Annotated in this window: 20 protein-coding genes; 11 read left to right on the top strand and 9 right to left on the bottom strand. The window is 34.4% G+C overall.

Annotated elements, in window-relative coordinates; all coding sequences use genetic code 11:
- Nucleotides 1-18 precede the first annotated feature (18 nt).
- The gene (locus tag ABN080_RS07570) at nucleotides 19-225 is read left to right on the top strand and encodes a YbdD/YjiX family protein (protein ID WP_004245057.1); all 207 of its coding nucleotides are present in this window, start codon (nucleotides 19-21) and stop codon (nucleotides 223-225) included.
- Nucleotides 226-247: 22 nt separating this feature from the next.
- Nucleotides 248-1228 (top strand): GTPase, encoded by a 981-nt coding sequence (gene yjiA / locus ABN080_RS07565; RefSeq protein ID WP_349440752.1) that lies wholly within the window; start codon nucleotides 248-250, stop codon nucleotides 1226-1228.
- A gap of 175 nt (nucleotides 1229-1403) precedes the next feature.
- On the opposite strand, the gene ABN080_RS07560 is transcribed toward yjiA, so the two are convergent.
- From ABN080_RS07560 to pepT, 3 genes are all read right to left on the bottom strand, one after another.
- A complete protein-coding gene (locus tag ABN080_RS07560) occupies nucleotides 1404-2726 on the bottom strand; it encodes an L-cysteine desulfidase family protein (RefSeq protein ID WP_349440751.1) in 1323 nt (440 codons plus the stop codon).
- A 669-nt stretch (nucleotides 2727-3395) separates the two neighbouring features.
- On the bottom strand, nucleotides 3396-4763 hold the full coding sequence (gene dcuC / locus ABN080_RS07555) for a C4-dicarboxylate transporter DcuC (protein ID WP_349439237.1): 1368 nt from the start codon (nucleotides 4761-4763) through the stop codon (nucleotides 3396-3398).
- Nucleotides 4760-6013: a peptidase T gene (gene pepT, locus ABN080_RS07550; protein ID WP_197269526.1), complete on the bottom strand. Its 1254-nt coding sequence runs from the start codon at nucleotides 6011-6013 to the stop codon at nucleotides 4760-4762. The genes dcuC and pepT overlap by 4 nt, the downstream gene beginning before the upstream one ends.
- A gap of 506 nt (nucleotides 6014-6519) precedes the next feature.
- Between pepT and ABN080_RS07545 the strand changes: the two genes are divergently transcribed.
- Nucleotides 6520-7884, top strand: coding sequence for a hypothetical protein (locus ABN080_RS07545; RefSeq protein ID WP_349440750.1), 1365 nt, complete (start codon nucleotides 6520-6522; stop codon nucleotides 7882-7884).
- 73 nt (nucleotides 7885-7957) lie between these two features.
- Here ABN080_RS07545 and ABN080_RS07540 read toward each other — a convergent pair whose 3' ends face one another.
- Nucleotides 7958-9298 (bottom strand): MATE family efflux transporter, encoded by a 1341-nt coding sequence (locus ABN080_RS07540; RefSeq protein ID WP_349440749.1) that lies wholly within the window; start codon nucleotides 9296-9298, stop codon nucleotides 7958-7960.
- Between the two features lie 200 nt (nucleotides 9299-9498).
- Between ABN080_RS07540 and ABN080_RS07535 the strand changes: the two genes are divergently transcribed.
- A complete protein-coding gene (locus tag ABN080_RS07535; RefSeq protein ID WP_349440748.1) occupies nucleotides 9499-10398 on the top strand; it encodes a diaminopimelate dehydrogenase in 900 nt (299 codons plus the stop codon).
- A gap of 86 nt (nucleotides 10399-10484) precedes the next feature.
- On the opposite strand, the gene ABN080_RS07530 is transcribed toward ABN080_RS07535, so the two are convergent.
- Together ABN080_RS07530 and ABN080_RS07525 are read right to left on the bottom strand one after the other, a co-directional pair.
- Entirely contained in the window at nucleotides 10485-11312 is an 828-nt protein-coding gene (locus ABN080_RS07530) for a phosphoenolpyruvate hydrolase family protein (RefSeq protein ID WP_072069350.1), read from the bottom strand.
- Between the two features lie 16 nt (nucleotides 11313-11328).
- Nucleotides 11329-12540 (bottom strand): Tm-1-like ATP-binding domain-containing protein, encoded by a 1212-nt coding sequence (locus ABN080_RS07525; protein ID WP_349440747.1) that lies wholly within the window; start codon nucleotides 12538-12540, stop codon nucleotides 11329-11331.
- Nucleotides 12541-12771: 231 nt separating this feature from the next.
- On the opposite strand from ABN080_RS07525, the gene ABN080_RS07520 reads away from it, so the two are divergent.
- From ABN080_RS07520 to ABN080_RS07505, 4 genes are all read left to right on the top strand, one after another.
- Nucleotides 12772-13404: a TetR/AcrR family transcriptional regulator gene (locus ABN080_RS07520; protein WP_072069348.1), complete on the top strand. Its 633-nt coding sequence runs from the start codon at nucleotides 12772-12774 to the stop codon at nucleotides 13402-13404.
- A gap of 64 nt (nucleotides 13405-13468) precedes the next feature.
- Complete coding sequence (locus ABN080_RS07515; protein WP_006535016.1) at nucleotides 13469-14101, top strand: helix-turn-helix transcriptional regulator; 633 nt, start codon at nucleotides 13469-13471, stop codon at nucleotides 14099-14101.
- Nucleotides 14102-14300: 199 nt separating this feature from the next.
- Nucleotides 14301-15896, top strand: coding sequence for a hypothetical protein (locus ABN080_RS07510; protein ID WP_349440746.1), 1596 nt, complete (start codon nucleotides 14301-14303; stop codon nucleotides 15894-15896).
- Nucleotides 15897-15970: 74 nt separating this feature from the next.
- A complete protein-coding gene (locus tag ABN080_RS07505; RefSeq protein ID WP_349440745.1) occupies nucleotides 15971-17533 on the top strand; it encodes a hypothetical protein in 1563 nt (520 codons plus the stop codon).
- Here the strand turns inward: ABN080_RS07505 and ABN080_RS07500 are convergent.
- A complete protein-coding gene (locus tag ABN080_RS07500) occupies nucleotides 17528-17938 on the bottom strand; it encodes a GNAT family N-acetyltransferase (protein ID WP_196553575.1) in 411 nt (136 codons plus the stop codon). The genes ABN080_RS07505 and ABN080_RS07500 overlap by 6 nt on opposite strands.
- A 113-nt stretch (nucleotides 17939-18051) precedes the next feature.
- Here ABN080_RS07500 and ABN080_RS07495 point away from each other — a divergent pair, with 113 nt between their 5' ends.
- The gene (locus tag ABN080_RS07495; RefSeq protein WP_349440744.1) at nucleotides 18052-19104 is read left to right on the top strand and encodes an AbrB family transcriptional regulator; all 1053 of its coding nucleotides are present in this window, start codon (nucleotides 18052-18054) and stop codon (nucleotides 19102-19104) included.
- A 127-nt stretch (nucleotides 19105-19231) separates the two neighbouring features.
- Here ABN080_RS07495 and ABN080_RS07490 read toward each other — a convergent pair whose 3' ends face one another.
- Nucleotides 19232-19582 carry a YacC family pilotin-like protein gene (locus tag ABN080_RS07490; protein ID WP_072070992.1) on the bottom strand — a complete coding sequence of 117 codons (351 nt, stop codon included), beginning with the start codon at nucleotides 19580-19582 and terminating at the stop codon, nucleotides 19232-19234.
- A 213-nt stretch (nucleotides 19583-19795) separates the two neighbouring features.
- Between ABN080_RS07490 and cueO the strand changes: the two genes are divergently transcribed.
- The gene (cueO, locus tag ABN080_RS07485; RefSeq protein WP_349440743.1) at nucleotides 19796-21376 is read left to right on the top strand and encodes a multicopper oxidase CueO; all 1581 of its coding nucleotides are present in this window, start codon (nucleotides 19796-19798) and stop codon (nucleotides 21374-21376) included.
- A gap of 159 nt (nucleotides 21377-21535) precedes the next feature.
- Nucleotides 21536-22078, top strand: coding sequence for a hypoxanthine phosphoribosyltransferase (hpt, locus tag ABN080_RS07480; RefSeq protein ID WP_072070990.1), 543 nt, complete (start codon nucleotides 21536-21538; stop codon nucleotides 22076-22078).
- Between the two features lie 68 nt (nucleotides 22079-22146).
- On the opposite strand, the gene can is transcribed toward hpt, so the two are convergent.
- On the bottom strand, nucleotides 22147-22800 hold the full coding sequence (gene can / locus ABN080_RS07475) for a carbonate dehydratase (RefSeq protein ID WP_072070989.1): 654 nt from the start codon (nucleotides 22798-22800) through the stop codon (nucleotides 22147-22149).
- Nucleotides 22801-23341: the final 541 nt, after the last annotated feature.

Genomic DNA, 23341 nt, shown 5'->3' with positions numbered 1-23341 from the left:
GGGGTTTAGGAGAAACTTATGTTTGGCAATTTAGGACAAGCTGGAAAATATCTAGGGCAAGCTGCCCGTATGCTGATAGGTATTCCTGATTATGATAACTATGTACAGCATATGAAAGATAACCATCCTGATAAGCCAGTTATGACCTATAACGAGTTTTTCCGTGAACGTCAGGAAGCCCGTTATGGTGGTGGTGATGGTAAAGGCGGTTTTCGCTGTTGCTAATAATCTGTAAAGGAGACACATAATGGAACCTATTGCAGTGACGATATTGACTGGTTTTTTAGGATCAGGAAAAACAACGCTTTTGCGTCATATGCTTAATGAAGAGCATGGTTATAAAATCGCAGTTATTGAAAATGAATTTGGTGAAGTGCCTATTGATGACGAAATTATTGGTGATAGAGCCACTCAAATTAAAACACTTACCAATGGTTGTATTTGTTGTAGTAAATCGAATGAATTAGAAGACACATTATTAGACTTATGTGACAGCCTTGATCGTGGTGAAATTGAGTTTGATAGGCTAGTTATTGAATGTACAGGTATGGCTGATCCCGGTCCTATTAGCCAAACATTTTTTTCTCATGAGGTGATCTGTCAACGCTATTTGTTAGATGGGATTATTACTCTTGTTGATAATATTCATGCTCAACAACAACTGGATCAATTTACTATTGCACAATCTCAAATTGGTTATGCTGATCGCATCTTATTAACAAAAACTGATGTTGCACCAGCATCACCCGAATTAATGGCTCGATTAAGACGCATTAATGCAAGAGCGCCCGTTAATACGGTTATTCATGGACAAATTGATTTAGGTTTATTGTTTAATGTAAAAGGCTTTATGTTGAATGATAACCTTGAAGTAAAACAGCCTCTTTTCCGATTTCAAGCAGAAAAACAAGATGATATCCATTCTATTGTACTGAAATTTGATTATCCCGTTGAGCTACAAAAAGTTTCTGATGTAATGGAAAAATTATTATTAAGCTTTGCTGATAATCTTTTACGTTATAAGGGGATATTAAATATTAAAGATCAACCTAATCGCTTGTTATTCCAAGGTGTGCAACGCCTTTATAGTGCTGATTGGGATAGAGCATGGAATGAAGGCGAAGTTCGCGAAAGCACATTGGTCTTTATTGGTATTCAATTACCTGAAGATGAGATAAGAGCTAGTTTTGATGCATTAATGCCAAGTACGCAAGAGAATGCACATTAACCCAATACCCTGTAGTGAGTGTTAGAAAGCAAGTAATAGAAGTAACCGTAGTCTAGCCGTAAATAGCAGTAACGAATATTGATAAGCTCCTGACTTGAGGAGGATCCTGTTCCTAGGATCTTATGTTTCACCCCATAATAATCACTATTATGGGGTGCTTTTTTAATTACTGAAATTAGCCATTAGCAACGGCTTTATATTCCATAATCTCAATAATTTGAATATCGGTATGTTGCATTGCTCGACTTGCTAATGCACATAAGTTTTCAATCGTTGAGTCAACATCATGTGCCACAATACCGTCATTACCTGTCACAAATGTATTATCAAGAGCCATTAATACAGCTTTATAAGCGGCACTTGCACCAGTTGAAACTTTCATCGCACAGCTATTTGAAGCACCATCACAAATCACACCGCTGATATCACCAATCATGCTGTTAATCGCCATTGCCATGGATTCATAGCATTCATCCATTAGCCACGCAATTGCACCAGCAGCACCCATTGATGCTGTTGTTGCTGCACATAATGCAGACAGAGCAGGGAATTTATGGTGAATATAAATAGCCAGTAAATGGGAAAGCATTAATGCTCTAGCCATTTTCTCTTCGTCAACTTGTAAGTATTCAGCGACAACAACCACAGGCATGGTGGCAGCAATGCCCTGATTACCTGAGCCAGAATTACTCATTGCAGGTAATATAGCGCCCCCCATACGTGCATCAGATGCAGCAGATGTGCGGATCATTATCTCTGATAATAGATCTTTTGCTAATAGGCCTCGTTGTTGCTGGCGTTGTAAAGTTTGTCCAATATGTAAACCATAACTATTGTTCAAGCCTTCTTTTGATAGTGCATCATTTAAATGTGCTGATTCAAGAATAAAAGAAATTTCTTCTACTGGTACCTGAGTAACAAATTGATAAATTTCTTGGGTGTTTGTTTGAGTTAGTGTTTCTTTTATTTCGCAAGGCGATGTAGATTGTTCTGTACTATCACAAGTGTTATCAAGAACAATATCACCATTATGAATGATTTTAACGATATTGGTGTGATTGCCTGCAATAATGACAGTTGCACTGTTTTCACCGTCTTCAACAGTGACTTCGCTATAAAGAACTTCTTGGCACGCTTTTTTAATAGAAACATTAACGATACCAGAAGCTAACAGTGCTTTACTTTGTTCAACGTTATCTGACGTTGCATTCTTTAATACTTCAAGACCTGCATTACAGTCACCCCCAACGGCACCTAAGCTCGCAGCAATGGATAATCCCACCATACCCGTACCGGGTACAGTTACGCCCATACCGTTTTTCATTAAATTGGGAGAAACTTCTGCACTAATACGGGTAATAGGGTGTTGTAAGTAACTTGCTGCTGTTGCAGCCGCTAATGCAAGCGAGATAGGTTCAGTACAACCTAAAGCGGGTTTAACTTGTTGCTTAACTGCCGCTATCAATATTTTCCAACGAGAAGATAGTTGTTCTTTCATTGCATGCATCCAATAAACAGTATGAGAATTCAAAGGGTTATTCTATTTTTAATACCACCATCATACTGAATTTATTGGAGAAAGTTTTTTCTGAATTTACTAACATTGTACAAATTTTGAGAAAATATTACCCTTTATAGCTTCTGTATTGGTAATTTTTTCCACATAAAATAAAAGCAAACGTTCTGACTCTTTAATGTAATTTATGAGTGTTAAAGAAGGTATATTTTGTATCTAGTGTATAAATTAAGGAGGATAAAAATGAAGTTAAATAAGATAATTTAAAAAATTGACGATAAGATTAAATAAAAAGGCAATAGAACGAATACACAATTCTATTGCTAGTATAATCATCATACTTAATGTGGGCTAACTCAGAATCGTTAAAATAAAAATAATGAATATTTTCAATATCACATTTTTATTTTAACAAAGCAGATAATAGGCTCATTAAATTTTAGTGTATAAGAATAATGATTTATTATTTTGTTAATATTTTCATGATGATAGATTTGATGTTTTTTTAAATAAATAATTAAGTCTATATTTAGAAAAACAGTTAACTAGTTTTTATTTATAAAAATAACAATAAAATATCTTTGTCTATTTTTAATATGTTTATTATTTGAAAACAACCTGAAGCAACAAATATTGCTTCAGGTATATTTATTAATAATAGAAGATAGCAATAATAGCACTATGAAATACAAAGCCGACCATAAGCGGGATCGCTGTTCTTTTTACAACATCAAACGGTTGCAATTTAGCACCACTAGATACTGCAATAATAACTCCAGCTACAGGAGACATACCTCGTCCCATATGTGACGCTTGTTGCATTGGTAAAATCATCGCAATTGGGTTGACACCCATGCTATGTGCAATTTGTGGAATAAGTTCAACAAATGCAAGGAAGGGAGCATTACCTGAACCCATAATAATTGCAGCCGCTAATGTCACGATAGCGAAGACCAATGCCATAGCAAATGGTGGCAAGCCTACAGACTCCGCCATCACAATCAGGCTATCTATTGCACCACTGACTTTAATACCATGAGCAAAGACACCCGCTGCGACTAATAACCCCACAACGTTACTAAATGCAGAACCCATACCCTTTAAGAAATGCTGGAAGCCCGCACACACTGATTTAAAATCACGTAAGCGTAATGTTTCAATTAGCATACAAATTGCCATTGAAATCAATACAATAGTAACTACATCAAGGTGAATTCCTGCAACAAATAGGCTTGATGAACTTACCGCCATAATGATCGGTAACATTGGCAGTAAGGCATAAAAGCCAGGTACGTTTTTATCACTCTTTGTTTCTTCAGACATTTTGCCTAATTGAGGCACAAATCCAGATTTACGGTCGCAATGGCGCTGCCAGAAGATATGTGTAATACCAACAGCGAGCACAGTCGCAATCGCCGCAGGCCCTTGGTAATAAAGTACATATTCAACGACCCCTAAATCAACCGCTTTTGCACCACGAATGGCATCAATAGCCGTTGGGGTGTAAGCCACGCCTAATGAAGTTGCAATTACACCTGCGGCCGATGCAGGAGATAAACCAAGTCCTATCATAATTGGGAACATTGTACCCATTAATAGAACAGCCAATCCAGTTGCTGAAGGAATAGCAAGTTGTAAAATGCTCGCGAGTAAAAAAGAGAAAAATAGCAACACATAAGGTGAACGCATATTTCTCAACGGGCGAGTTGCAACCCGTACAACGGCCTCATTAGCGCCAATGTGATCCATATAATGTGCGAACCCCATCAGTGCCATGATCATTAAACCAAGATCAGCAGCACGACTACTAAAGAGATCACGCATTACTTCAAAAGGATCTAACCAGCCAATGCCTGTTGTTTTGACATTTTTAGGAAGAATATCTCCCCAACCAAACATCATGGTTAGCACCATTAAGGCTAGACCGGCGACTAACAAAACAGGTTCTGCTTTATATCCTTTCAAAATCATCCTAGCGACAATAACAACGACGACTAAGACCGCAAGAATTTGGATCATTCTTTAGCTCCAGGTGCAAAACGCTCTGCTGTAATTTTCACGACGGACTTTAAGACATCACTGGCAGCATAAAGGGATTTAACAGGCAGATATTCATAAATAGAATGAAAATTATGAGCACCAGTAAAGATGTTTGGGCAAGGTAAGCCATTTTGAGAAAGGGCTGCACCATCATAACCACCACGCATTGGGATCGGGCGAGGAGTAATTCCATTTGCTTCATAAGCGGCAACTGCAATATCGATAGGGTAGCGATTATCACCTTGTAGGCTATTAAAGACGTTGGCATAACGGTCAGCGAGTTTACAAGTTACAGAGCCTTCACCCCATAAACCTTCACAATAATCTGAAAGTTGTTTTAAAAATGCCATACGGTGGGCATAACCTTTTTCGGTGAAATCACGCACATCCATTTTTAATACAGTACGAGCGCTATTACCTGCTAATTGTTTTACCCAATAATAACCTTCACGGCCTTCGGTATACTCTGGTGCTTCGCCACCCGGTAACATAGCAACAAATTTATGTGCCATTAATAGTGAGTTCTTTAATTTACCTTTCGCAGACATTGGATGGGCTGAAGCACCAGTAAAGGTAATTTCAACATCTCCTGCATTCCAGTTTTCATACACTAACTCACCAATACCACAGCAATCTAATGTATAGGCAAAATCAGCACCAAATTCTTTAGTATCAAAGGCTTTTGCACCACGTAAACCTTGCTCTTCATCTGGCACAAAACCAATTTTAACCGTACCGTGTTTAACTTCGGGATGTTGTTTAAAGTATTGCAACATATCCATAATTGAGGCGATAGCGGCTTTATCGTCAGCACCTAATAAACTGGTGCCATCTGTCACGATAATATCGTCACCAATATAGTTTTCTAGTTCTGGAAATTCACTTTGGCGTAGATAAATATCAAGTTCTTTGTTTAAGCAGAGGTCACCACCTTTATAAGGTAGAATTTGCGCTTTGGTGTCATTAGTTTGTTCTGCACTGGTATCTAAATGACCAAAGAAAGCAACAGTAGGTACTTCATAATCAAGGTTGGAAGGTAGTGTTGCGGTAACAATGGCAGTATCGCGAATTTTGATATCTTCAACGCCTAAAGCCTTGAGTTCTTCAACCAATTGTAATGCTAGGACTCGCTGACCTTCTGAAGAAGGCATAATACCAGCTGCGCCATTTTCCCTATTTGTGGTGGTGTTAACTTTTGTATAAGAAATAAACCGTTCGACGAGATTCATGACAAGACTCCATTGTGTTTGATTTTTTGTATTCTCTCTATTAAAGCTTAGTTGTCTCATTTATTGGAAAGGGCAACACCTACTTGTTGTATCATAAAAAAACCAGCAGGGAATTAGAGGAAAATAATTATTTTTATAAGAAAAGTTTAATGTTGATTAATATTTAATTTTTGGTTTTTTCTTTATTAAAAAAATTAGTGTTTTTTGTAGGTGAGGTTATTTTTGTTTACCTTATCGAGATACTTTTCTGTGATCTAAATCATGTAAAAAAACACACATCGCATTAGATATGTTAAAAGAATAAAACTAATCATTATTTATTTTAATGTGTTATTTTCTTTAATAATTATATTTTATTGACTTTTTATGAGGTTTTTTAGCAATTAATGAAAGTTAGTTTGATGCATTCATTAAGTGAGTCAATGGCATATATGGCAGATAAATGATAGAAGAATAGGGGGGAATTTATAGAATAGTGCCTATGTTAAACTAATAGGATGATAATTATGTGCGTTGATGTTAACCGTAGTAGTAGCATTAGCAGTTCAAGGACAGAAATAATCACTGAAATTTCAAAAGGTAATACATCAAATAAAGAATCTTATAAAATATCTTCAATAAAAAATACACCAAATAGCCTCATTGTCACTGAACGTTTAAATAATAAATCTATAAATACACAAAAAGAGTCTATTTATTTTAATATGGACAAGGGGGCCATTGTCACTCAAGTTTTCAATAATAAATCTATAAATACACAAGATGAGCTTATTTATACTTGTATGAATGAAAATAACAATATAGACGATGAGTATCATGATTATATGGATTTAGATGGTGGTAATGAATCAGAGATTGAATGCCAATTTGAAATGAAAATTAATAAAAATAAAGAAAAACCAAGCTTGCCACCTATAAATCAGGATAGAAAAAGAATTATATTAGAGAAAAAGAAATTAGAACTCACTGAGCATTTAGTGCGTATTTTTACTGAAAATAAATTGAAAGTATCTAAAGATAGCTTACATATTATTTTAAATAAAAACTTGGATTTATTTTCAGAAAAAGATATAAATAGTAAAGTTTTTAAACGTGTTATGCTTCAATGTATAAATGATATTCCAACCTTACACTATAAGAATATTAAAGAAAATGAAATTTTAAAAAATAGTTTTATAAGTTATATTTTCCTATATTCTTATATTTTTAATAAAGAGACTGAGAATAATCAAAGTGAGTTCTTTATTGAAGACTTTTCTAAAATTGAAAAGTTAAATAAAACTGTAAAAGATAAGTTAAATGGCGATGTAATAGATGTGGTGTATGGTAATATTATTAATAAGGATGGCGTGAGTTCTTCATTGAGTATGATTTTAGAAAAAAGTAGATTAATTAATTTTTTAAAAGAGTTAAGAAGATCAATAAATAATGATAAGGAGGAAAATATTCAAGAAAAAGGTCATAAATATGATTCTATAAAGAAAGTTATTGAAGAAAGTATTAAAAAACTAAATAAAGAAAATACATTCAATAAAATTAAATTATCAGACGAGAGTAAGGCTGAAATTTTACAAGAAATATTAAGTTTGAAAGAAACGAATTCAAATGAATTTTGTAAACAGTTATCTAAAATAATAGTTGATAAAAGTGAATCTAAAAAGAAAATGTTTGACTTATTATCTAATAGAATAAATGATATACCAATTGAATTGTTTTTTATTCGTGAAAATAGAACGTTTACAAAGAGTATTATTGAGTCTTTTGTTGATTATTTAAAGCGAAATAATATAATAAAAATTAATAAAAATGTTGATTTATATGATAAAATCGATTACCAATTAGACTTAATTTATCAAAAAATAGATCTATAATTAAATAATGGTATTTTTCTCATACTTTTAGCCCTACACTTTATCTATATTGTAGGGCTTATTGTATTATTATTTAAATATCCAAACGCTTAGTTTGCCACTTACGTGAACGCCAACGCCATGCGTTAGTTAATCCGCGTAACCACTCATCACAAAGGAAGCCAATCCATATACCAATTAGGCCCATTTCCATTTTTATACCGAGGAAATAACCCACCGGAATTGCCACTCCCCACATAAAACAAATTGCTGTCATCAGAGGAAATTTAGCATCGCCGGCCGCACGTAAGGCATTTACCATTACGATATTAAAAGTACGACCTGGCTCTAAAAAGACGGACAAAATAAACAGTGGGATCAATTGGTCGATAATGCGCTGGTCTTCTGTAATGGAATACAAAATAGGATCACGCATAAACCAATAAACAATAACTACTCCAATCGTAAATATCACGCCTGTTTTTAAGCTTTTCCAGCCTCTAACAAAAGCATCATCAAAGCGTTTAGCGCCAACTAAATGCCCCACAAGAATTTCATTACCAATACTAATAGCAATACCAAAGAGCATTAAAAATAATGACAATTGGAAATAGAGCGTTTGTGCTGCAAGAGGAACTTCGCCCATTAAACCAATAAAGGCGGATGCAGTCATGTAATGTAAGATCCAAACTAGATTTTCACCAGCAGCCGGTAATCCAATATGTAGGATTTTCCCCAGCATATTTTTGGACCAGATAAAGAGTTGTCTTGCTTGAAATTTAATGCGTAAGCCGTAGAACAATAACCCACATAATAAAATTACGGCAATAATACGACCAACAACAGTAGACCAAGCAACACCGACTAATCCGTATTGTGGTAAACCAAAGAAGCCATAAAGTACAATCATATTACCAATGACGGTAACAATGTTAGCAATCAATGTGACATACATGGCGGCTTTTGATTTGCCATAAACTCTTAAACATGCAGCAAGAATAATTGAAATTGCCTCAGGAATAAGACAAATACCAATAATATGCAAGTAATTGTAGCCATCTTGAACCAAGTGAGATGGCGTATTCATTAAATTAAGAATGTTGTAGCCAAAAAAGAGAATAATTACAGCACTACTTATCCCCAGTAATGAGTTAAATGCAATAGAGATATGGATTGCCTGACTGGCTTTTTCTTTTTTACCCGCACCTAAATATTGGGCAATAACGACGCTACATCCCACACTAATAAAACTAAAAATGGTGATGAAAAGATCAAAAACCTGGTTGCCGACGCCCATTGCGGCTAAGTAAGCGGTAGAAACGTGGCTTACCATGTAAGTATTAATTAATAGTGTGGCTAGATGTAGGAAAATATCTATAAATATTGGCCAACTAAGAGAGAAAAGCGAGCGATCCGCTACATCAGACTGATGCATTGAAAACCTTCTTAAAAACAGAGTGAAATCGATTTATTAATATAAACGTGTCGGAAGAAGGGGGATTCTACAAGGTTTATTTATAAGGGAATAGCGCAAATAATGTTTATCTGGCAAAAAAGATATTTATATGGTTTATTCATTGATAACTAATCACTATTATCATTAAGAGATGATTAACGTTAAAGTCAGGGGAATTAATGAATACTAAAATAAAAGTGGCGATTGTAGGCTACGGTAATATTGGTCGATTTGCATTAGAAGCTGTCCAAGCGGCACAAGATTTTGAATTAATGGGAGTTGTTCGCCGCGATATAAACAACATCCCAGAAGAGCTACAAAATATTACCGTAACTAACGATATTAAAACATTAGGTAATGTTGATGTTGCTCTCTTATGTTCACCAACCCGTGCAATTAAAGAGTTAGCTAAATCTATTTTAGGCTTAGGCATTAATACAGTAGATAGTTTTGATGTTCACAGCGAAATTGTGTCATTAAAAACAGAATTAGATGAGGTGGCTAAAAAACATGACCGTGTTGCTGTTATTTCAGCAGGTTGGGATCCTGGCTCTGATTCTATTATTCGTACATTAATGTTAGCCATGGCACCCAAAGGCATTACTTATACTAATTTTGGACCAGGTATGAGTATGGGGCACAGTGTTGCGGCTAAAAGCATTGAAGGTGTTAAAGATGCACTTTCAATGACTATTCCGCTAGGTACGGGCGTTCATCGCCGTATGGTTTATGTCGAATTAGAAGCGGGTGTAGATTTTAATCAAGTAGAGCAAGCGATTAAAGCTGATAGCTATTTCTCTTCTGATGAAACCCATGTGAAGCAAGTCGATTGTGTCGATAGCTTAAAAGATGTTGGGCATGGTGTTCATATGACTCATAAAGGTGTTTCGGGTAAAACACATAACCAATTATTTGAATATTCAATGCGTATTAACAACCCTGCATTGACGTCTCAATTTATGGTTTCAGCGGCAAGAGCAAGTATGAAACAACGTGCGGGTGCTTATACCGTTATTGAAATTCCACCAGTGGATTTCTTAGCGGGTGATTTAAATACATTAATTGCAAAATTAGTCTAATTTGAATTAGGATTTTTTGCATAAAATATTGCCCACATAATGTGGGCAATATGGATTAACGCTTAGGCAAACTTGATGATTTTGAATTAGCGTTTAATACTTTTAAATTCTTTTGTTGTTGCAGTTAATGCCACTTCTGTTGGTAAGCGTTCCATTGAACTTGCACCATAGAACCCATGACAATCAGGGCAATTATCTAAGATATATTGTGCATCTTCAGGGGTTGCAATCGGGCCACCATGACAAAGCACAATCACATCAGCACGTACTGCTTTTGCTGCTTTTGCCCAGTCATTAATTAAAGGAACACAGTCCGCTAATGTTAATGCAGTTTCTGCACCAATGTTACCGCCAGTCGTTAATCCCATATGTGGCACAATAATATCGGCACCAGCCTCAGTCATTGCAATGGCATCTTCACGACTAAAGACATAAGGCGTGGTTAGTAGATCTTTTTCGTGAGCTTGGCGGATCATATCTACTTCAAGCCCATAACCCATACCTGTTTCTTCTAAATTGGCACGGAAATTACCATCAATTAAGCCTACCGTTGGGAAATTTTGTACGCCTGCAAAACCTGTTGCTTTGACATCATCTAAAAACTTATCAAAGTTACAGAATGGATCTGTACCATTTACTCCTGCAAGTACAGGCGTATGTTTAACAACAGGTAATACTTCTTTTGCCATATCCATAACGATTTCATTAGCGTTGCCATAAGCTAATAAACCCGCTAAAGATCCTCGACCGGCCATACGGTAACGACCTGAGTTATAAATAACGATAAGGTCTATACCACCTGCTTCTTCACATTTAGCTGACAGGCCAGTACCTGCACCACCACCAATAATTGGTTCATGGCGTGCAATCATTTCGTTGAATTTTTTTAGTAACGTTTCACGTGAATGAGTCATTCTTCTTTCTCCGTGGTTAACAAATAAGTTCCTGGTGTAAATCATAAATTTGCTGAGTAAACTCAGCTGAGTTTATGTGATAAGGACTGATGACTAATTGACGAGTCTCTGTCTCTTTAAATGTTGTTATAAATGCATCAAAAAACGCTTGGTTTGCTTTTGGATCCCAAAAAGGGCCCCCTTCAATATCCAGAGCAGAAAAACCGCCCTGTGGTAATACAAACCGTAATGGGCCTTCACACTGATTCATTTTTTCAGCGATCCAAACACCCAATTGACGGTTTTCCTCTGGTGTTGTGCGCATTAAGGTGACTTGTGCATTATGATGATAAAATTGACGCCCTTTATATTTCTCAGGAACACTAGAAGGGCGACCAAAGTTGACCATATCTAATGCGCCACAAGAACCGATATAAGGGGTTTTAGTACGGGCGATTGCACCAAAACGGTCTTCATCACAAGCAAGTACACCATCAAACAAGTAATCACACACTTCAGTTGTTGTAAGATCTAACACACTATGAAGAAGGTGACTGTCTACCAGTTTTTCCATGGCTTTGCCGCCACTTCCTGTTGCATGAAAAACAAGGCAGTCATAATTATTTTCAAGTTTTTGAGTGAGTTGTTGTACACAAGGAGTGGTTACACCAAACATTGTCAGTGCTACCGCAGGCTTATCAACAACATGCTCTTCTTGGTAAAAATAAACAGCGCCAGCGATTTGATTCGCTGCATTTCTTAAAACTTTACGAGAAATACGATTTAGGCCTGATACATCTGTAACGGAATACATCATTGAGATATCACTTGCACCGATATAGCCTGAAATATCGCCAGACGCCATCGTCGATACCATCAATTTAGGAACACCAATTGGCAGAGATTGCATTGCTGGTGTAATCAGAGCCGTCCCCCCTGAGCCGCCTAGTCCAAGAATGGCTAAGACATCATCACAGTGAGTTAAATAGTGTTCAAAAGCGACCGACATCGCTTCTATTGCTTTCCCTCTATCACCACAGAACACAGCTTCTTGGCCATCTGGATGAAAGCGTGCAACTTCGGCTGCTGTGACATCCGCTTCTCGTGCGAGTGCCGTGGGTTTGGTTGTCAAGTCAACGGTCTTAACAGGAAGGCCTGCTTTTTTAATTAAATCACTGACATAAAAAATCTCAGCACTTTTAGTATCAAGCGTTGTGGCAATATAAATAGAACCAGCATACTGTTTCATAAGCCTTCCCATACCTTTTATAATTATCGACGGATAGATTATAATCATAATGAGACTTGAGTTTCATTTATCATAGCACTGTTTTGAGACTGCTGTCTCATTATTTTTATTTTTTGCACATTAAAGGTCGATAAGGTGTAATTAATCACCTAAAGTAAACGTTAAGTGTTGTGAGTATTTCGCTTAAGATAAGCCCAGACATAAAAGTGTAGGAATAACGAAGGATTTTCTATGAGTTATAGTGATGAAACGGATGCCATGTCCGGTACACGAAAAAGAACCTATCAATTATTGGTAACAACTGCATTGGGGCTTTTTGAGCAAGGAATGTTACCGACAGTGTCAGAGTTAGCTGCACATGCCGGTGTTTCGAGGGCAACCGCATATCGTTATTTTCCCACACAAAGTGATTTAATTAGTGCCACAGTTGATGCAAGTTTAGCGCCGATCATTGCATGGACACCAACTCCCGAAGATAATACGCAACAACGCATTACTGAGTTGCTCAATCTTGCCTATCCACAAATGTTTAAACATGAAGGCGCACTGCGTGGTGCTTTGCAAGTTTCATTACAGCAATGGGCAAAAGAGAGACAATCGAGTGAATATGCAGAAAAACGATTTATTCGTGGTCACCGTAAAGAGATTTTACTCAAAGTTATTGAACCTTTAAAAGCACACTATCCTCAAGAAATGTGGGATAAGGTGATTAAATCGTTCTCTTTAATTTATGGGTCAGAAGTCTTTTTGGTAATGAAAGATATCTGGAAAATGGATGATCAACAGGTCATTGATATGACTCAATGGATGGCAAAAGCTATTCTAAATCAGGCAAAATCTGATTATCCTGCAGATAACGATTAATTATTTGAATAAATCGGTTAAAATTGTATAAATCATTTACGTTTTAGCTATTGCAGGGATCGTTATGTCACACAAAACAGAAGACCAAGAGTGGCTGGTAGAACAACTACAATTTATTGCACAAGGCATTGGTAAAACATTATCGCCTTTTTGTGAGGTTGTACTTCATGATCTAACTGATAGTGAAAATACCATTATGGTCATTGAAAATAATCTATCAGGTAGAAAAGTTGGGGATAGAGCAACAGAATTGGGAATGGCACGTATTGAATCGTCTGATTTCCCACAAATTGTAGCTAATTACCCAAATCAATTCCCTGATGGTAGAACCGCAAAAAGTACGTCTATTGGAATTAAAGATAAACAAGGGAATTATGTTGCGGCATTATGCTTAAATATTGATATTTCAATGATCAAAGGATTGCAAATGGTACTAAACCAATTCGCAACCCTTGAAGAAGGTAATGACATTATTGAAACCTTTAGCTCAGTGACAGAAGATTCGCTGAAAAAACGTATTGATGAATTTTCAGCAACTTATTCTGTTACACCAAGAGCATTAAAACCGCATCAGCGACGTGAATTGCTATTGTGTTTACAGGATGAAGGTTATCTTTCACTGCGTAAGGCAATGGAAATTACAGCGCAGTATTTAGGCGTTTCAAGGGCAACGGTGTATAACGATTTAAAAGAATAAAACAAGAGGCATTTTTTAAAAGACACCCCAAAAAAAGATATCACTTAGTTGATATCTTTTTTTTGGGGTGTCTTATTTTTAAATAATATATCGTGTTTTTATTGAAAGTTATTAATTGATTACTATTGTGCGATTTTTACAAACTTAAAAAAAATTAAGGGATAAACTATTTGTAATAATGTTTATTAAGGGTGATAAAATGAAAAGCATTAATATGTATAGTTTCTCACTGACTACAAATTTGCATCATGTGGATAATAAAATAACTCAGGATTTTAAATGTATAGATTCATTACTTTCTATTTCTAAAAATAACGTGAAATTTAATAAAGTAAATGATTATAGATCACCAGTAAAGAATATTTCAGAGTATATAAGAAATTGTAAAAATAGTTTGGATGGAATCCCTGAAGATAATTATCCGGTTATTGATTCGAGCAATATAGATAATCAATTTAGCGAAATACTTTCTACTATTCAACAAAGTATTGAAACATTAAATGAAAAAAATAATTTAAATAGAACAGAAATTAATAGCTTAGAAAAACAAAATAACATAAATAAACTATCTGATTTTGTCACAGAGTCAGGGAGAGAAAAATTAAATGTTAATGAAGATATTAAATTAAAAAAAGAGAAAAAAAGAAGCATTAAAAACTTATTTAAAATTTTAATTTCTCCTTTTAAGTTTATCAATAGAAATCTACTACCTTTAAGAATAAACACTGTAAATCTAAATGTTAATCAAGCATTAAGTGAGTTTAAACTTGATTCAATATCAGGGAATAACAAACCTGTTGATAATTTAATTAAACGCTTAAATGAATTAAATAACACATTTATCAAAAATACAAATGAAGTAATAAATAGAAAAAATAATAATAAAAATATAGATAATATAATAAAATATCAAACATTAGAAAGAGCATTAGAATGTAAACTTATTAATGATATTAAAATACTAAAAAGTGAGTTTATTGCTGACTTAGCTAAAAGTAAATTTGAAGAAAGCTATGCTGGTTTACCCTCTGAAATTAATAGTAAATTGAATTTAATTCTTAAGGAAGAATCTGATGATATAAACAAGAATATAGGCATGGTTTTTTCTAGGGATACAGTTAATGAACTAAAAAATTTACTAAGAGATAGAATAAATACATTAAATGAAAATATTGATACAGATAGTATTATTGTAAAAATATTTGATTCATTAATGAGTGAGAAAAGTAGGGCTGATATTATTTCTAAATCTAATGGCGATTTTAAATACGACAAAAATATTATCTCTTTAACATTAACAAAAGAGCTATTTAATCAATTGTCACAAAATAAAGATTTTATTGGTGAGGGAAATACTATTTCTAAAATAGATAATTTGATAAGGTTGACAAATAAAGATATCTCTAAAAATATAGGTGTTGCAACAAAGAAAATTATAAAATCATTGGATAAAAGTTTTTATGAAAATATAAAGAGTAATGAAAGAGGTAATGAATTACTTATTCGAATTTTTAAAAATACAAGCAATAACATTAATTATAAATGGGCTCAAGATGCAATAGTTTTATTAATTAGTTATCAGACATTTGAAAACCAAGAAAGTAAAATAAGCTCTTATACAAACAATGGCGTAAGAGATTTAGGGGGAGCGGGAGTTGTGAGTACTAAAAATACAGAAATAGAAAATTATTTAAAGGGTATTTTTAGTCGAATAGGTTTGGATACGAACAACTTGGATGGTTCTAAAGATGAAGTGTTGAGAAAATATTTTTCAAATTACTTTGAACATATATAATTGTTTTATTAAATGTTTTTTATTTATATGCGTAATAATAAAGTTATATTGATTTACATATGGATGGATAACCTATGATTGTTAAAACAAATTTATTTGAACCAAAATTATTATTTTTAAATAAACCGCATTACTTTCCAAAAAAGGAAAGTTATATTTTCACAAAAAACATAAGTGAAATAAAAAATACGCCTGTCATACCTTCTTTTGGTAAGAAAATTATTCAGTCATTGGCTTCTTTATTCCATAAACTAGAGATTCATTTTCTTATAAGAGATATAAAAAATAATAAACAATCTAGTATTGTAGATATAAGTAAACATAGTCACATCTTTAATGGAGTAGATAATGAAATAAATAAAAAAGAGTGTGAAATAAAGAATTTACCAGATAAGGAAAATGAAATAAGAAATAAAAATTTAAACACTATAAGTAACATAATTTCTCATGCAAATGATAAATTTGATTTCTATAGTTACTGTGATTATTTGACTGAAGTAAAAAGAGCTAAAGATTTTTTTTCAGCACAAGATGATATAGGAAAAGAAGGCTCTGACAATAAGTTAATTGTAGAATGTTTAAATGAAATTATTAAAAATAGAATTAATGCAATAAATAATGATAGTATAAAAAATATATTTAAATTAATAAATTCTAAGTTTAATTTTGAAAACATTCATTTAAATAAAAAATATGATTTTATATATAATTTTTCAACAGAAAAAGAAAGAGATAATTTTATAAAATCAATGAATATTTTACTTATTGCTATCGAAGAAGTTCAAGTTCTTAATAAATTTGATAATAATATAAAAAATAAAATAGAAAGTAAATTATCTACTATTATGATGATGGCTCTTGATAAAAAGGTGGGGAGTGAATGTTCCTTTAATGATTTAATGCAAGAATGGATAGGAAAATATATTAGTGATAACCATAATGCGATAAAAAGAAATATGACTGTAGATACAGCTACACAAGTAGATACAGCTACACAAGTAGATACAGATACACAAGTAGATACAGCTACACAAGTAGATACAGATACACAAGTAGATACAGATATATCAGAATATACAGACATACTTAATGATTTTGAGACGGAAGAAATAATAGAAATACCTAAAAAAGCACCTAAAAAAGACTTGGGTGATAAATATATTAATGTTGATTATTTTGATGTTGGAGATTATAAACCAATATTAGAAAGTAAAGCAGAAAATGTAAATGAGATAGATAAGGATGATAATTCAGATGTTGATAATTATAAACTAATATCAGAAAGTAAAATAGATAATAAAAGTGAAATAGATGAAGATGATAGTTTGGATTTTCAATGGGATTATGAAGGTCTTAATATAAATCATGTTCATGAGGAAAAATTAGAATTGGATATTTTAATGGGAAAAATAGACAGTCTTAATTCAGAGTTAAAGTCAAATGAAAAATTCAATAAAATAATAAGTAAATTAGACTCAATTATTTTCGATATAGATGAAAGTTCTACTGAAGGAGAAACTACTTTGAATTTAGATGAGAAGGTAAAATATTCAAAAGATAATTATCGATTGTTTTTTGAGAAGGAGGGAAATACTAATGAAATAAGTGAAGAAAATAAAAATAACAAAAAACTATAAATCTTTCCTTAAATAATATTTTTTATCACTAACCGGATAATTTTCTAACGTACCAAATATTTCAAATCCCTGCTTTTGATAAAAAGGCAGGGCTTGAAAGCTAAAGGTATCAACTTCAGCATATTTGGCACCTTTTTCTTTTGCCGTGTTTTCCATTGTTTGCAGTAATTCTGTACCTATGTTTTTTTTACGATAGGCTTTATCTACCCACAAATAACGAATACGTAGCCAATTTCCTAAAATATCACCAGTGATCCCACCTATTTTTTTACCATTCTCTTCCTTAAAAACAGCAAGTGGCGTGTATTGATCCATATGAATATAGTTGAGGTTATGTGTTAACAAACCTTCATAAATTTCATTGATCTCATTTGATGAGGGATTTGTGGTTATTTTTAGCGACATAATTGGCTCTATGTATTAAAAAAAATAATAATTACTTTATCACTATTTGGTTATTAAATATTTATACAAATGCTAGGATGGAAACAATAATTAAAAAAACTGAGTAACACAACATGTCGTTTTTAAAAACTCTACCAGGTATTCTATTTTGTGCATTAATAGGTGGTGTTCTTACCCTTTCTGGTTTGCCCATGGCGCTGATGTTTGGGCCGATCCTTGTTGTCATTATTGCTTATCGCTTTAAATGGGAGCTTGCGGTTCCTAAACATACATTAACGTTTATTCAACTGACTTTAGGTACATCGGTTGGCTTAATGTTTAACCAAGTTCATTTAGGCAGTGCTGATAATTTAATTATTCTTTTACTCACTCTTGTTGTTTGTTTAGCTATTCAGTTTTTTGTGAGTTATTTTTGGTTCCATCGCCATATTGGTTGGACGAAAGAAGAGTCAATGTTAGGTGCTGTGCCTGGTGCTATGGCTGCTATTTTGGCATTGACTGATCATACTAAAACACCACCCCAAAAAATTGTTATTTCTCATACTATTCGTTTAATGGTATTGATTATTCTGGCAGGTTTTATTGTGGGATCTGATAAAGCCAATATGCCTGAGTTTGCTATACCCGAAATGACACTGGTTTCATTGTTGTGGTTATTATTGATTGTAGCTTTAGGGTTAGGTACTGGGCTTTTATTACAGAAAATCCGATTCCCTGCACCCTTTATGTTGACTTCATTAGGTAGTGCAATATTTATTCAATCTTTTATCAGTGAACCTATTGCTTTTCCAATGTTACTTAATGAATTGAGTATGGTTTTAATTGGCATGAATATCGGGGCTCATTTTGTTGTTTTCCCATTTTCCTCACTAATTAAAAATGCTTTTTCTTCTGTTCAAGTAGTTATTATTAATGTGATTTTAACGGTAATAGTAGCATATGGAGCCGCTTATCTAACGGGTGTTCCTTGGGAAACATTAGTATTAGCATGGGCACCGGGAAGTATGGAAGCCATGACTTTTGCCGCTATCACAATGAACGTGGATGCCGCTTTTGTGATGTCGAATCATATTTTTAGAATGTTGATTATTCAAAGTATTCCTTCTGTGGCTCTGTATTGGAATGAGTATAGGCAGAAGAAAAATAATCAGCACAAAAAGGAATAAAGAGCAGGAAAAGAAAGTCAGTTTCTTTGATAACCTCTAATTAGTTGCTTTATATGGTTCTTGTTAATAAGCAAGCTATTCCAAGAGGCTATCTTTTTCTATTTATCTCAATGTTACTCAACAGGTATTAATAATTTAATAGACTTAATGACTTATTCGCGAGTAGCTGACATTTCTTATTATGTGACACTTCAATACCTTTTAAATCATTGTAACTGTCTTCATTTAATTGGCTCATCGGTAATGTTGAATAATTACTGACATCCCATTGTTGCGAGCGAGAAAAGACCATTAAGGCTCTTTCAATTTTAGACTTTGATATTTGCTCATAACCACAATCTTTATTTAAAAAAAGGTAGATTGCAGTTAAATCTGCCAAGTCTTCTGCTTGCGTGTAGGTTAACGCTTTTGCCCCCGAAGAAAAGAGCATAGAAAAAGAAAGCGTTAGCGTGCAGAACAAGGCGAACATTTTTTTCATTAGGTGTGTTGTTCCTTTGTGTGATGATTTAGCAAGTTTTGTTATTTGGCTTAATGTAGTTAAAAGTTTTGCAAAGACCCGCTATTTTGTTGGGTTTTAAATTGACCTTCCAGTAAGGGGAAACTTTAGCATCGGTAATAGTTTACAAGGCTTCTTTACTTATCTTATTTCGATAAAGACAGAACAACTTGTTTTTATTCAAAGGAATATATTATGCAACGTCGTGAATTTTTAAAATTAGGCGCCACATTAAGTGCTGTAACATTATTACCAAGCTGGAGTCGTTTTGCGTTTGCCCAAAGTAACACGCCTTCATTGGCGATTCCACCTCAAATTATCCCAGACGCTCAACAAAAGATTGTTCTTAATATTCAACAAGGTGTTTCTCAATTTATTCCCACGGCAAGCACAACCACATGGGGTTATAACGGCAGTTTATTAGGCCCTGCACTAAAGCTTAAACGTGGCCAACCAGTCACTATTAATATCAATAACCAATTGCCTGAAACGACAACGGTTCATTGGCATGGTCTTGAGATTAGTGGTGAAGAAGATGGTGGCCCACAAGCCATGATTGAACCAGGAAAATCTCGTACAGTGACTTTTACACCTAATCAAGCCGAGTCAACGTGTTGGTTCCATCCTCATACTCATGGTGTTACTGGACAACAAGTTGCTATGGGATTAGGTGGATTGGTCATTATTGAAGATGATGAAACAGCAAACCGTAAATTACCTAATCGTTGGGGTATTGATGACTTGCCCGTGATTTTACAAGACAAACGTTTAGACAGTAATGGGCAGATAGATTATCAACTTGATGTAATGAGTGCCGCAATTGGTTGGTTTGGCGACATGATGTTAACTAACGGCGCTATTCAGCCACAACATATTGTGCCAAAAGGCTGGATCAGATTACGTTTCTTAAATGGTTGTAATGCGCGTAGCTTAAATTTGGCAACCAGTGATGGCAGACCGATGTATGTGATCGCCAGTGATGGTGGATTGTTAGCGGAACCGGTCAAAGTGACGGAATTACCGATTTTAATGGGGGAGCGTTTTGAAGTTTTAGTGGATACGTCTGATGGGCGTGATTTTGATATTGTTACTTTACCTGTACGCCAAATGGGGATGGTTTTAGCGCCATTTGATAATGTACTCCCTGTGTTGCGTTTATTACCATCAGCAGAAAAAGGGCAAGGCTTATTACCTGATCAATTAGCGCTTATGCCAGCATTACCAGCACTCAGCAATATTTCAACGCGGACATTACATTTACGTATGGATATGCGTTTAGATATGCAAGGTATGATGTTATTAACAGAACGTTATGGTGATAAAGCATTAGCGGGTATTCATCATGGAATGAGCCATATGCGCCAAGGTAACGGTAATGGTATGATGGGCGGTGGGATGAATTGCGGTCATGGAAATGGTGATTTAGATATCTATAATGCTAATAGTATCAATGGTATTCCATTCTCAATGACAGAGCCTGCATTTGATGTGAAGCAAGGTGTTTATGAAAAATGGGTTGTATCAGGTCGTGGTGATATGATGCTACATCCATTCCATGTACATGGTACACAGTTCCGTATTTTATCTGAAAACGGTCGTGCACCAGAGAAACATCGCCAAGGTTGGAAGGATATAGTAAAAGTTGAAGGACAATTTAGCGAAATTCTTGTGAAATTTGACCATTTAGCAACAAAAGAGCACCCATTTATGGCGCATTGCCATTTATTAGAGCACGAAGATACAGGTATGATGGCGGGATTTACCGTTAGTAAATAATCTATCACTATAAAAATCATTAATATCAGTAAGATAAGTTGAAAAAAGGCACAGGATTAATATTTTGTGCCTTTATTTTCATTAAATCAGATCATCGCATGATGAGGGAAGTTCTGGTACAATCGTTTGCTTTCCCCGTTAACCCAATCGAAATTAATCATGAAACATATTGTTGATGTCATGATCTCTGAAGAAGAGATCAAACAGCGTATTGCTGAGCTAGGTCGTGAAATCACAGAACATTACCGCCCACGCCAAGATCAACATGATCTTGTCTTAATCGGCTTGTTAAAAGGTTCTTTTATTTTTATGGCAGATTTATGCCGTGAAATTAACGTGAACCATGAAGTCGATTTTATGACTGTATCAAGTTACGGTAATGGTATGACGTCAACACGTGACGTTAAAATCATTAAAGATCTCGACGAAGATATTCGTGGTAAAGATGTTCTGATTGTTGAAGATATCATTGACTCAGGTAATACCTTAAATCGTGTTAAAGAGATTTTAAGCTTACGTGAGCCAGCTTCTATTTCTATCTGTACTTTATTGGATAAGCCATCACGCCGTGAAGTGGATGTACCGGTTGAGTGGATAGGTTATTCTATTGAAGATAAATTTGTTATTGGTTACGGCATTGATTACGCACAGCGTTATCGCCATCTGCCTTATATTGGGCATGTAACGTTATTAGATGAGTAATTTATTTACTTAAATAGAAGTAAAAAAACCCGCTTTAGGCGGGTTTTTTATTGAATTGAATGTGCTTATTAACGAGGGTGACTCAATTTTGCCATCGCTTGGCGATAAGAAAGTTCAAGTTTCTCACGGCTATCTGAGGTGACATCGAGATCGTGTAATTCACCATTATTTAAACCGTAAACCCAACCGTGGATCATCACTTTTTGCCCACGTTTCCATGCGGCTTGCATAATCGTTGAGTGGCCTAGGTTATATACTTGTTCAATAACGTTTAGCTCACAAAGTAGGTTTAATCTATCATGAGGAGCAAGTTCGCCTAACATTGAACTGTGTTTGTACCAAATATCGCGGATATGCAATAACCAGTTATTAATAAGTCCTAATTCAGTTCCTTCAATAGCAGCTTCAATACCACCACAACCATAGTGGCCACATACAATAATATGTTCAACTTGCAATACATCAACAGCATACTGAATAACAGAAAGACAGTTTAAGTCGGTGTGGATCACTAAGTTTGCGACATTACGGTGAACAAATAGGTCGCCGGGTGCAGCATTGATCAATTTTTCTGCTGGAACGCGGCTGTCAGAGCAACCAATCCATAAAAAATGGGGTTTTTGGCCTTTACAGAGATCTTTAAAAAACTGAGGATTTTCTTCAGTAACAGATTCTGACCATTGCTTGTTATTGGCTAACAGCTCTTCAATTTTTCTCATCATGACGTGACTGCCTGTAAATTCGGTTTCTCACCATTTGCGCTGACAGTACGCCAACACGAAATAGCACTGTGTTATTGTTGGATGCGAGAGATCCACTAAGAAAGGGTATTTTTATACCATTACTTTTGAATTAATCAGAAGGCTTTTTAAAGCCAAGTGACAGATAATTGTCTGTATTTTTTCGCTTTCAAATAAGATAGATCTTTTTATAGCATTTGTTTAATGAATTTATCAATACATTCTTTGATGTAAATCAAATGTGTAAAAAGATAACTGATTGTTAAGACTACTATTATACTATCCAAAAATAGGTTTATTAAAACATATTATAAATAAATCTTATGTTTATGTTTTTTTGCTTTTTGATATGGATAAATACAGGGATGATAAAAATCGATAGTCAGCATTGATTGAGATAATAAATGGCGAGATAATATCAATCAGTAAGATTGAGGAACAAGGGCAATAATTTTATTGCTATCAGCGAGGCTAAATGATTACATCAAGGGATGAATTGATTAATACATTAGGAATATAAGCA

Source organism: Proteus sp. fly-1089, assembly GCF_040138965.1.
GTDB lineage: Bacteria > Pseudomonadota > Gammaproteobacteria > Enterobacterales > Enterobacteriaceae > Proteus > Proteus vulgaris_B.
Note: the sequence above shows the minus strand (reverse complement) of the source record. Positions and strands in the feature narration are given on the sequence as shown.